This is a genomic window from Bacillus sp. TH30 (assembly GCF_016650875.1).
In the GTDB taxonomy this organism is placed as follows: Bacteria; Bacillota; Bacilli; order Bacillales; family Bacillaceae_G; genus Bacillus_A; species Bacillus_A mycoides.
Window position 1 is genome coordinate 1664123 of record NZ_JAEKEY010000002.1, and the last position, 12524, is coordinate 1676646.

At 35.2% G+C, this 12524-nt stretch carries 8 protein-coding genes; 2 read left to right on the forward strand and 6 right to left on the reverse strand.

The window, feature by feature from the left end; all coding sequences use genetic code 11:
• Positions 1–90 precede the first annotated feature (90 nt).
• Positions 91–4419: an MSCRAMM family protein gene (locus JFU20_RS10770; RefSeq protein ID WP_201038617.1), complete on the reverse strand. Its 4329-nt coding sequence runs from the start codon at positions 4417–4419 to the stop codon at positions 91–93.
• Positions 4420–4826: 407 nt separating this feature from the next.
• The gene (locus tag JFU20_RS10775) at positions 4827–5699 is read right to left on the reverse strand and encodes a Cof-type HAD-IIB family hydrolase (RefSeq protein ID WP_000640394.1); all 873 of its coding nucleotides are present in this window, start codon (positions 5697–5699) and stop codon (positions 4827–4829) included.
• Positions 5700–5833: 134 nt separating this feature from the next.
• On the opposite strand from JFU20_RS10775, the gene JFU20_RS10780 reads away from it, so the two are divergent.
• Entirely contained in the window at positions 5834–6448 is a 615-nt protein-coding gene (locus tag JFU20_RS10780; RefSeq protein WP_201038618.1) for a DNA-3-methyladenine glycosylase, read from the forward strand.
• A gap of 179 nt (positions 6449–6627) precedes the next feature.
• On the opposite strand, the gene JFU20_RS10785 is transcribed toward JFU20_RS10780, so the two are convergent.
• The 4 genes from JFU20_RS10785 to alsS all read right to left on the reverse strand — a co-directional run bounded on the left by JFU20_RS10785 (position 6628) and on the right by alsS (position 11549).
• Positions 6628–7737, reverse strand: a complete 1110-nt coding sequence (locus JFU20_RS10785) for a glycosyltransferase (RefSeq protein ID WP_201038619.1) — start codon at positions 7735–7737, stop codon at positions 6628–6630.
• Between the two features lie 50 nt (positions 7738–7787).
• On the reverse strand, positions 7788–8867 hold the full coding sequence (locus JFU20_RS10790; RefSeq protein WP_002125520.1) for a glycosyltransferase: 1080 nt from the start codon (positions 8865–8867) through the stop codon (positions 7788–7790).
• A gap of 218 nt (positions 8868–9085) precedes the next feature.
• Entirely contained in the window at positions 9086–9844 is a 759-nt protein-coding gene (alsD, locus tag JFU20_RS10795) for an alpha-acetolactate decarboxylase (RefSeq protein WP_002010862.1), read from the reverse strand.
• A 16-nt stretch (positions 9845–9860) separates the two neighbouring features.
• Positions 9861–11549, reverse strand: coding sequence for an acetolactate synthase AlsS (alsS, locus tag JFU20_RS10800; protein WP_002125517.1), 1689 nt, complete (start codon positions 11547–11549; stop codon positions 9861–9863).
• 400 nt (positions 11550–11949) lie between these two features.
• On the opposite strand from alsS, the gene JFU20_RS10805 reads away from it, so the two are divergent.
• Positions 11950–12507, forward strand: coding sequence for an HAAS signaling domain-containing protein (locus tag JFU20_RS10805; RefSeq protein WP_201038620.1), 558 nt, complete (start codon positions 11950–11952; stop codon positions 12505–12507).
• The last annotated feature ends 17 nt before the right edge of the window (positions 12508–12524 follow it).

A 12524-nucleotide genomic window follows, 5' to 3' on the forward strand; every position in this document is an offset into this window, starting at 1 on the left:
AGGTCAATACAGAAGGTTTTACCTTATTTCTTCTATTAAAAACTTAAAGGCATAAGAGATAACATTTCTCTTATGCCTTTTATAAATCTATTAACTATTTTTAATCATAAATCTTAAACGTATTCCTAATAACACCAGAATTACACCTATAAATGGAAGGTAATCCGTATTATGCCCTGTAGCTGGAAGTTTTTGATTATTAGAACCGCCTTGTTCTTTTTCTGGTAAGTTAGGCTTTTCTACTTCTTCGCCTGGGCTTTCTGTTCCTTCACCTGGCTTTTCTATTCCTTCACCTGGCTTTTCTGTCTCTCCACCTGGTGTTTCTGTCTCTCCACCTGGTTTCTCTGGACCTTTTCCTGTTTCTTTTTCATTGGTAATTTGAAGCTTTATAACTTCTACTTTCTCATTAGAAATCGTAAATTCAATTCCCTTATCAGATAAATTATATCCTTCTGGAGCCTGGACTTCTTTTAAAACGTAATCTCCTGGTTCCAGTTTCTTCGAAGTTGCTTTACCATTTTTATCTGATGTTAATGTGTCTATTTTTATTCCGTCTTTCAGAATTTCAAACACTGCACCTTCTAATTTTTTATCTGTATCATTAGCATCTATCTTTGTAATTTCTACTTGACCTGTGATTTTTTCTTTCACTTTTTCATTCAATACTTCTTGTTTTGCTACTTCATTTGCTACAACATTTACTTTTACTGTAACTTCTACCGCTTTGTAGCCTTCTGGCGCTTTCGTTTCTTCTAACGTATACTTACCTGGCACTAAGTTTTCGAATGTCACAACACCATCTTTATTCGTTGTTTTCGCCGCTCCAACTACTTGACCAGTTTCGTTTTTCAGTCTGAATTCTGCGCCTTCTAGAACTTTTCCACTCTCTGCATCCTTTTTGATTACTTGTAAGCTTCCTAGTTCTTTCGCATTTTCTACTTGTACTTGTACTACTTTGTTTGCTTCCACAACGACTTCAATTTCTTCTTTTAGTAATTTATATCCTTTTGGTGCTTTCGTTTCTTTTAACGTGTATTTTCCTGGTTCTAATTTTCCAGAGATGACTTTACCTGTTTTATCTGTTTGTAACATCTCTACTTTCTTACCATCTTTATACACTTCAAATTCTGCGTCTGATAAAAGCTTCGTTTTATCGTTTGCATCTACTTTTACGATTTCAAATTGACCAAGGCTCTTACTATTCGTTACTTTTACATCAACAACTTTTTCACCGTCGACTGTTACATGAATTACTTGTTTTGTTAACTCATAACCTTCTGGTGCTCTTGTTTCTTCTAACGTATACTCACCCGGTACTAGTCCTTCTACTTTAACCGTTCCAGACTCATCTGTTGTAATTTTTTCTTTTACAACATTTCCTTTAGCATCTTTCAATGTAAATACTGCGCCTGCTAAACGTTCCGCTTGATCTTTATCATCTGTTTTAATAATTTGTAGAGAGCCCAAGAGTTTTTCATTTTCTGCCTCTACTTTTACTACTTCTTTCTCATTTTGAATTGTTACTTTCCATTCTTTATTTGAAATCTTGTAACCTGCTGGTGCTTTCGTTTCTTTCACTGTGTATTCACCTAATGGTAATTTCGGTAACATCGCTTTTCCACTCTCATCAGTTTTCAACTCTACTACCTTTTTACCATCTTTATACACAGTAAATTCTGCATCTGATAATAGCTTTGTTTTATCTTTCGCATCTACTTTTACGATTTCAAATTGACCCAGAACTTTTTCGTTCATTACTTCCTGTTTTACTACTTCATTTGCTACAACATTTACTTCCACTTTTAATTCTACCGCTTTGTAGCCTTCCGGCGCTTTCGTTTCTTCTAACGTGTACTTACCTGGCACTAAGTTTTCGAATGTCACAACACCATCTTTATTCGTTGTTTTCACTTCTCCAACTACTTGACCAGTTTCGTTTTTCAGTCTGAATTCTGCGCCTTCTAAAACTTTTCCACTCTCTGCATCCTTTTTGATTACTTGTAAACTTCCTAGTTCTTTCGCATTTTCTACTTGTACTTGTACTACTTTGTTTGCTTCCACAACGACTTCAATTTCTTCTTTTAGTAATTTATATCCTTGTGGTGCTTTCGTTTCTTTTAATGTGTATTTTCCTGGTTCTAATTTCTTAGAGATTACTTTACCTGTTTTATCTGTTCGTAATGTATCTATTTTTTTACCATCTTTATACACTTCAAACTCTGCGTCTGATAATACTTTCGTTTTATCTTTCGCATCTACTTTCACAATTTCAAATTGACCTGTTACTTTTTCGTTCGTAACTTCTTGTTTTACTACTTCATTTGCTACAACATTTACTTCCACTTTTAATTCTACCGCTTTGTAGCCTTCCGGCGCTTTCGTTTCTTCTAACGTGTACTTTCCCGGCACTAAGTTTTCGAATGCCACAACACCATCTTTATTCGTTGTTTTCGCTTCTCCAACTACTTGACCAGTTTCGTTTTTTAGTCTGAATTCCGCGCCTTCTAGAACTTTTCCACTCTCTGCATCCTTTTTGATTACTTGTAAACTTCCTAGTTCTTTCGCATTTTCTACTTGTACTTGTACTACTTTGTTTGCTTCCACAACGACTTCAATTTCTTCTTTTAGTAATTTATATCCTTGTGGTGCTTTCGTTTCTTTTAATGTGTATTTTCCTGGTTCTAATTTCTTAGAGATTACTTTACCTGTTTTATCTGTTCGTAATGTATCTATTTTTTTACCATCTTTATACACTTCAAACTCTGCGTCCGATAATAGCTTCGTTTTATCATTCGCATCTACTTTTACGATTTCAAATTGACCTGTTACTTTTTCAACGATCTTTTTATTCAACACATCTACAGTAACTACTTTATTAGCCTCTACATCAACACGAACTGAGCTAGATGATAGTTCATAACCTTTTGGTGCTTCAACTTCTTTTAATGTATATGCTCCAACTGGAAGTTGTTTTGATAAAGCTGCACCTTTACCATCTGTAATAATTGTTTCAACAACATTTCCATCTTTATCTATAACATCAAATTTTGCACCTGGTAGAAGTTGACCAGATTTACTATCTTTTTTCAATAATTTAAATTGGCCATTCTCTACTTTTTTCGTATTCTTCATAACAATTTCAATTACGTTTGTACTATCAATTGTTACTTTTACTGGTGTATCAACTTTTATATATCCTTCTGGTGCACTTATTTCTTTTACAAAATAGTCACCAAGTGGTAAATCCTTGATTTCAGCAATACCCTTTTCATTCGTTGTAACAGTAGCCACAACATTATTATCTTTGTCTATAACATCAAACTTTGCGTCTTTTAAAACAATATTTTCATCATTTGCATCAACTTTTTTAATTTGTAAGTTTCCTTTTTCAACTACTGGCTTATTCCACTTTGGCCAATTAAATTTAAAGTTATGAACCTCAAATCCATCTCTTTGGTGTAATCCTCCAACATAGGCTTGTCCGTTAATAGAACCACCTTTTGTCTCTACAACAGCATTAGGCGCAAACACACTACCTACTACACCATAACCTTTAGTTGTTATCTTTGTAGCATTAGGGAACACCCAAATGACTTTACTAGCTAACTCAGTAAAAGCTGAATTAGGGTCATATGCTTGAGATGTATTAATTAAGTCTGTTGCCATCCCAGTATTTCTCGTATCGTACAAAATTGCACCGCTACCAAAATTCACTTCTTCTGCGTCTGAATAAATAACAATAAAGTCTTTGTTATTTACATTCGGAAGATAAACATCTTTTACATCAAATATTTTCTTTCCTGTTAAGCCTGAAGAAACGTAAATATTAGGGTTGTTTACATCTTCACCGATTCCAAAGCTCATATTAGGTTTTGGTTTATCAGTATGTAATTGACTCGCATCTCCAATTACACCATCAACGTCTTTTCTAAATTCTTTGAACTTGGCATCAATCTCTGCTTGCTCTTTATAAGAGATACGGTCATAAGATGATTTCATTGCACCTTCTGGGTCGCCATCTTTTGTCATCGCCACTGTTCCATCTTGGATGATTACTTGTCCTGCTCCCGCTTTCGTAAATTGACCACCTAGTAATAATGATGGATATCCTTCATCTTTCCATGTTGCTCCAGCTAAGTTGTTTGCTCCAGTTGCAGCCGCTAGGACTGTATAACTTGATGCGTTCATATTTTTTTGAACAGCCATCGCACCCTCAATATCCGCACTCGTTGCACTATGATCTCCAAAAATGATAGCGTTGTAATAAGATACATCACCTAAACCTTTTAATTCTGTTGTAGCTGCCTCTGCTTTAAATGGTAAATGGATTAAAAAATTCATACATATTAGTAATACAACTATAAAACTACTACTTATTTTTTTTACTTTTTGATTAAATGATTTCCTCAAGAAATTCATTCCCCCTTTTAAACTTCCTAAACCCACAAAAGAAGTACATTTCATATGTACCAAGTCTTACTCACATTAATTTAAAATAATCCATTTAAATAAAACAAAGAAACTCTACAACTAATTAATAAAATTACTACAATTCATTTTTGAGATAATACGTGAACTAAACTATCACGCGGAAATGTTTTTACATACGGGAGCTCAATAAAATTAATCTGAAGAATATTTCATGTGGTGTAACTATTTCGGCAACATCATCCACTCTACAACAGTTTCCTAGAGTATTCAAGTGAATTGTATAGATTCCAGACACAATTAACCCCCTGGAACGCTTTCATTTCTTATTGGAATATTGATTTAAACTTTTCAAATAAAGTCGACAAAAAAACGTAGCAAAAAGCTACGTTTTTCTTTCATCGTTTCGGTGTATGTTTATGATTCTTTAAAAAAGGAAGCGGGAATTGCTTACGAAAATGCTCTTTAATCATGTACTCTACGCCGTTCTCAGTATTAGAACGTGTAATCCAGTCCGCCGCTTGCTTTAATTCTACAGGAGCGTTCCCCATCGCTACCCCAAGCCCAACATTTTCAATTACCTCTAAGTCTTCTACGCTATCTCCAATCGCAACCATTTCACTAAGGTTAATATTTAAATGCTCCCCAAGTAATTGTAAACCACGTAGTTTTGATACATTTTGAGGGAGAATTTCTATATGTCTTTCATCACACTCGACGTACTCTACATCTTGAAATGCCTTTTTTAACGTATTCATCCCTCTTTCTTTTTCACCTTTCGTATGGAAAACAATATCAATTTTTGGCGCAGCTACTGGATGATCACGCAGTGCATCCCCTAGCGAATCTACAAATTGAACTGGATAAAATAACGGATCTGCGCTTGATAATACAGTACGCGCAATTAAGTTTGGTGTATTTCTCTCACGATTCCCAATTGAATATCGTTCATGAGAAATGCGAACATTACAATCAAAATGCTCTAACACTTGCACAATATTAAAGGTTTTCTCTTCAGATAATCTCCTTTGAGCGAACGGCTTATCTAACGATGCTGAAACGAAAGCACCGCCATGCGTAACTAATATAGAATCTAATTTTAACGCCTTCGCTATTTTATGAGCAGATTGAAAATTACGATTCGTAAATAATGTAACGTATACATCTTTTCTTTTCACAAAGTCAATTGTTTCTCGTATCCCTTTTGCGATTTTTCCGTTGTTGTATAGTAGTGTCCCATCTATATTAAGAGCTAGTAAGCGATAAATCATGTCGCACTCCCCCTCTTCGCTGTTGTACTCTATCCATAATTTATGAAATAAATGTAGTAAATAGAACGAGTTAGAATTACTACTGAAAATTTGGTTTACTATATACATATACAACTGGCAAAGGAGATAGTACAATGCAGGCACCACCTTCTTTTTATGAAGGCGATACATTAGTGGTCGCAAAGAAGTTACTCGGACATAAACTCGTTCATATTGTAGACGGCATAAAGCGGAGCGGAATTATTGTAGAAGTAGAAGCATACAAAGGTCCAGATGATAAGGCCGCTCATAGTTACGGAGGCAGACGGACTGATCGAACAGAAGTAATGTTCGGCGCACCAGGACATGCTTACATATATTTAATTTACGGCATGTATCATTGCTTTAACGTAATTACAGCAACAATCGGCACCCCGGAAGGAGTTCTCATTCGTGCTCTTGAACCTGTAGATGGAATCGAAGACATGAAACTAGCGCGCTACAACAAAACTGACATTACGAAAGCTCAGTATAAAAACTTAACAAATGGCCCCGGAAAACTATGCCGCGCGCTCGGAATCACTTTAGAAGAGCGCGGCGTATCACTTCAAAGTGATACGTTACATATTGAATTAGTTCCTGAAGAAGACCATTTATCATCCACACATAACATAATAGCTGGCCCTCGTATTAATATTGATTATGCAGAAGAAGCCGTTCACTATCCATGGCGGTTTTATTATGAAAAGCATCCGTTTGTTTCAAAATAAAGAAGCTATCCTATAAGTAAGTGAAACCAACTTATAGGATAGCTCTTTTTTCGTAATTCATCACACGTCGAAAAGCCGAAATCCGGGCTCGGATTTCGGTTTTGTTTCTATAAAAGAAACCGTTGTTCCTCCAACATTGCCAAATACAGCTCATCTCCAAAGAGAAAATCTTAAAAGCATTATTTTTTTAATGCATAATAATTATCTAAATTGAATTTCGACATAATGAAAGTTCCTGTTGGCGTTAAAAGTTGTGACATAGATTGTATGACCTGCGGTAATTTCGCTGGCTCAATAGGATGTGATAACAAAATGTACTGGAATTTTTCATCTGTAAATACCTCATGTAACTTGTCATACTCAGCAGAAGTTGTAGGAGCTACCCTATTTGCAAGAGCTGCTGCTTTTTCATTAATTTCCGCTCCGAATAAAGAAACTGCCTGATAACACCCTTTCATTTTTAATAAAGTGGCACCACATCCAGCTCCTATATGAAGAATATTTACTTTATCAGGTGCAAATCGCTCTAAAATCGCTAGTAAATCACAATGAATGTATAAACTTTCACCATAAAATCCCCATTTTTCATACAATTTTATATTATTCGCATGTAAACAAACAGAAAATTTAACACTATCTTCTTTCCATGAGACACTTCCGTAGTGATGAATAAATGTATCTTTACATAAATACAATTTATATCCTTTTTCAAACATTCTTAGTGACAAATCATCATCTTCATAATTCCCCGGTGTAAATCGTTCATCTAATAATCCAACTTCATCTAACACTGATTTTTTTATAAGCATACAGAATCCGATTAATTTCATACGTTCTTCCCATTTATCTTTATCACTTTGATTATATAAAGTTGCAAACTTCTGCATTCCTTCAATATCTTTATAAAAAGTTTGTATAGCAGTATAGTAAGCGGCATTATTAGTTACGGGCCCTACCGCTCCAGCATCCTTACTTTCATATAAACACCGAATTAAGTTGCTTAGCCAATTTTCAGTTACGACCACATCATTATTCAATAATAGAATATTGTCACCTTTTGCCTCTTTAATTCCCTGATTGCATCCCTTTGGAAAACCCATATTCTCCGCATTTTCCACTAGCATAATATCCGATTGTTTTTGTAACCATTCTACAGTACCATCTGTTGACGCGTTGTCCACAACTATTAACTCATACTCTTGTTCCACTGTATAAGTTCTAATACTTTGGATGCATTCTTTTGTATACTGTAATTGATTATGAGTCAATATAATTATACTTGTGAGCATGAATCAAACTCCTCTCAGCAGCCAAAATGATTATCTAGTATTATTAAATATTATTTTTCCGATAAACTATCAAAATATTTTCTATTATATTCAATGCTCGGATTATTAGGTATGAACAGTGCAGCTTGTTCGTTATGATAAATTGCCTTTTCATATTCTTTTATTCGATCATAACAAATACATAGTTGAATATGCGGCAACCATGTATGACACTCTTCTCGGACAAACGGCGAATCCTTTGGCCTGGGCCCGTCAATTGCTGCATGGTACCAATATATCGCTTTAGAATATTCCCCTTGTTGCAAAAATACACGTCCTAAGTGGCAACAAAGTTCTCCTCTAGGCGTGTCATACGTAAATGATTGCAAACAAGACTGTATAGATTTTTTTAAGTCCCCCAATTCTAAATAACATTCGGCTCTTTTTAAACAAGCTTGAATGTTATCTTCAACCCAACCCTTTTCTTCATCTAAAAACCTAGAATACCCCTTAACAGCCTTATCAAATAATCTGTGATCCTTACATTCATTTGCATAATAGTACACATCGCGGGGGCTAAACTCTTTTCCACTCTCAAGATGTTTTTCATATATTTTCAAATTACGATTAGTATATGCTTTTTCTTTTTTATGACTTACCCCTACGTCACTATTTATAAGATTTCCATACACCTCTAAATATTCATGAACAAATCCATACCATTGAAAATTTTTACTTCTGTTGACTAATCGATATCTCCTTAAAGAATGTGTTGGATTTCCTTCTATATCAAAAGTTAAATAATATTTCATAGATACTGCATCCGTACTACGATCTAACGTATGTTTTAACTGCAACAATTTCTTTATATCTTCCGTATCTATTATGTCATCTGCGTCTAGCCAAAGAATATATTCTTTTGTAGCTTTAGAAAACGCAAAATTTCGTGCCGCTGAAAAATCTTCAATCCATTGAAAATCATAAACTTTCGCGTCGTACTTCTTCACAATTTCTTTTGTAGCATCTGTGGAACCTGTATCTACAATAATAATTTCATCCACAACACTTTTAACCGATTCTAAGCATTTTGATATAGTTTGTTCTTCATCTTTTACAATCATGCATAAACTAATAGTAATGGAGTTTTCCATCATATCCCCCCTATCCTTTTGATGTATATGTTTGGAGAGAAATTTATATTTCTTTTGCTTCAAAATTGAGTTTTCATTTTACAAAAGAAACATAATGAGGCGGTGCAGTGAAATTGGATAGGGGAATTTCACTCGAAGATTGCAAATCAATGAAAAAAACCGAAGCCTGAGCAAGACTTCGGTTCTTTATATAGAGAATACATAATTTCGATTCCTTTTTACTCCGCACCTTCCGCGGTCGCAATATCATTCTCTAAGTTTTCTCTTGATAATTCGGCTGCCATAAAATCAGCTGTTTCAGGAAGTGCTAAATGCATATGAGCTTTTTGACAAATTTGGATCGTACAGTTTTCTACAACATAGTCGAAAACATGTCCTCCCCCGCTTCTTTCATCATCAATGTAATGTAAGTGGAAACCAGCTACACCAATACCTTGCGCGTAATCTGGTGTCCAAAATCCAGCTAGCGTACCTTCTGTATCTTTAAATGAAAAGATCGGTTGTGATTTCGTCACTTCAACGAGCGGCGTATACGGTTTTTCTTGTCTTGGAACAGTTCTCGTTCTTACTTCACGGAACGTTCCATCCATTCGAATACCATAAAATAAGTTTTTACTTGGCATTAACTCATGTAATAATGCTTCCACTTCTTCACGATTCATCGGACGCTCTACCGTATAACTCATTTCTTTTTCAAAAAACGTTACAGTCGCAAAAGGTGTTGTTTCTTCCGGTTCTACTTTTTCCGCTGAACCGTCTGAACGTAAATGGTAAAACTCATTATCAAATGCAATCATTTCACCATCTAATTGATCAAATGTGCCGATGCCAAAATCACCACGTTCTTTCAATTCCTCAAAGTTAATAACACCATCATATATACCATCTAATAGCGCAAGCATTGTAGATGTTTGATATACTTCATTATTCGTTTTCGTTCTTTTTGCATCAATATCAATTAATTGCGCAACAGTCATCTCACTCATGCCCCCATCAGTTTAATTGGTTTGGTAATAATTTTTCGCTTAATTTAATGTTGTCACGGTAGTCAATTGGAATATCAATAATGACAGGACCTTCTGCTTCTAACGCTTCTCTCAATACACCTTCTAATTCGTCTGGTGTATTGACACGAAGACCTATTGCTCCGAAACTTTCTGCATATTTCACAAGATCAACATCGCCAAACTCTGTAGCTGATGTTCTACCGTATTTCATCATTTGTTGGAACGCAACCATATCATATGTACCGTCTCTCCAAACGAGATGTACAACCGGTGCATTTAAACGTACCGCTGTTTCTAACTCCATCGAAGAGAATAAGAAACCACCATCACCTGACACTGAAACAACTTTTTTACCCGGCTCAACTAAAGTAGCTGCAATTGCCCAAGGAAGTGCAACACCTAACGTTTGCATACCGTTACTAAATAATAGTCTACGTGGTTCATAAGAACGGAAACATCTTGCCATCCAAATAGAATGGGAACCGATGTCACATGTAACGGTTGTATCGTCACTAATTAAAGAACGAAGTGTACGAATGACTTGAAGTGGATGCGTAACACCTTCTGAAGCACGATTTGGAACTTCTGCTTGCTCTGATAATTTCGAGCGTAATCGTTCTAAAACTGCTTCAGATTTCGTATTTAATACAAGCTTCGGTAATTTCTCCGCAATGCTATTTACAGTTAAAGCGATATCGCCAATTAATTCACGCTCTGGTTGGTAATCATGGTCGATATCTGCTTGGTGATCATCAAGGTGAATAATTGTTCTATCGCCAAGTTTATTCCAGAATTTCGGATCATACTCAATTGGGTCATAGCCGATAGATAAAACAAAATCCGCTTCTTCTAGTAAAATATCACCTGGTTGGTTACGGAATAATCCAACGCGGCCGAAGAAATGATCTTCTAACTCACGTGAAATTGCACCAGCTGCTTGATACGTTTCAACAACAGGAAGTTCTGTACCAGCAATTAACTCACGAACTGCTTTCGTTACTTCATTGGTGCTTGCTCTCATACCGAGTAAAATAACTGGTAATTTTGCTGATTTTATTTTTTCTACTACGTATTCAATATGATTTGTGGGAGCGATTCCAAGCTGTGGCTTAGAAAGCGCACCGATAGATTCTACTGTCGTTTCCGCAGTCATAACGTCTTGCGGAAGACTTACAAGTGTTGCTCCTGGATTTGTAGAAGTAGCACTTCGAAATGCATTAGTAAGTGCTTCTGGTACATTATCAGGATGCTCGACTTCTACGCTATATTTAGTGATTGGTTCGAATAATGCAGCATTATCCATAGATTGATGCGTACGTTTTAATCGATCTGTACGCGGAACTGCACCAGCTAAAGCAACAACGGGATCACTCTCCGCATTCGCAGTAACAAGACCTGTCGCTAAATTTGATGTCCCTGGTCCTGAAGTTACAAGACATACGCCCGGTTTCCCTGTTAATCTACCAATAGCAGCTGCCATAAATGCTGCATTTTGTTCATGACGACAAACAATTAACTCTGGTCCTCTTTCTTGCAGTACATCAAATACAGAATCAATCTTCGCTCCTGGAATACCGAAAACATGTGTAACACCTTGTTTAATTAAACAATCAACAACAAGATCTGCTCCTTTTGTTTTTGTTTTCACGTCGTTTGCTTTTACACCTGTACTCAAACTAATCATCCCTTTATTTTATAATGTGTGTAATAAAGATTTTTAATTTCACCTAGTTAATTAACGTAGTGAAGTATTGTTTATCATTATATTACAAATGCATTATTTTTCCAACGATATGAATTTGACAGTTTTTTGACAACCTCTAAGGAATACGCTTACAACCCTTTGTTTATCCTAAAATAATATTTTTATATCTCCTCTAAAAATGCACGAAAAAATTCCATCTAATCACAGTATTAATAAGATTATAGTACCTTGCAAAGAACACTACTAAATGATATATTTGTAAATATTGGAATACCCAGTAATTGGAACGCACCTTATAATTCGTATCCCCCTTTTCAAAAGATAGGATTCTCAGCTGTAATTCATCATTTTATAAAGGAAAGTGATTGTTATGAACAAAAGTGAATTTTTGGAACAACTTAGTTCTTCCCTACAGAATATGCCTAGTTTAGAAAAGAAAGATATTATTTCAGAGTATGAAACTCATTTTATCAGTGCTAAACAGGATGGGAAATCTGAAGAAGAAATTTCCAGGAAACTAGGAGACCCTAAAACTATTGCTAAAGAACTTAATGTTTCCTATGCAATACAAAACGCGGACAATAAACGAAGCTTCAAAAATATGATAACCGCACTATTTTCTGTTATGAGCTTAAGTTTTTTAAACTTTATATTTATCATTATCGCCTTTTTCTTATTACTCTTTCTATTACCGATTCTTCTAGCACTTATCATTGCCACTCCATTCTTAATCATTTCACCTATTTTATTAATAGGGTTAGGCTTTTTTAAAGGATTTCATCAAATTAGTTATTCCGATGTTTACAATGTGTTCATTGCTTTTTGCAGCGGTTTACTCATATCCGTCATATCTTACCAAATGGTAAAACATCTATACGTAACTTTAGTAAAGTATTTGAAATGGAATATAGCTATTTTACAAAGATAATAATGAATGTAAAAGGA

Bases quoted from the DNA above. Each gene is read 5' to 3' on its own strand.
- JFU20_RS10770 (WP_201038617.1), bottom strand. From the start codon at position 4,419: ATGAATTTCTTGAGGAAATCATTTAATCAAAAAGTAAAAAAAATAAGT.
- JFU20_RS10775 (WP_000640394.1), bottom strand. From the start codon at position 5,699: ATGATTTATCGCTTACTAGCTCTTAATATAGATGGGACACTACTATAC.
- JFU20_RS10780 (WP_201038618.1), top strand. From the start codon at position 5,834: ATGCAGGCACCACCTTCTTTTTATGAAGGCGATACATTAGTGGTCGCA.
- JFU20_RS10785 (WP_201038619.1), bottom strand. From the start codon at position 7,737: ATGCTCACAAGTATAATTATATTGACTCATAATCAATTACAGTATACA.
- JFU20_RS10790 (WP_002125520.1), bottom strand. From the start codon at position 8,867: ATGGAAAACTCCATTACTATTAGTTTATGCATGATTGTAAAAGATGAA.
- alsD (WP_002010862.1), bottom strand. From the start codon at position 9,844: ATGACTGTTGCGCAATTAATTGATATTGATGCAAAAAGAACGAAAACG.
- JFU20_RS10805 (WP_201038620.1), top strand. From the start codon at position 11,950: ATGAACAAAAGTGAATTTTTGGAACAACTTAGTTCTTCCCTACAGAAT.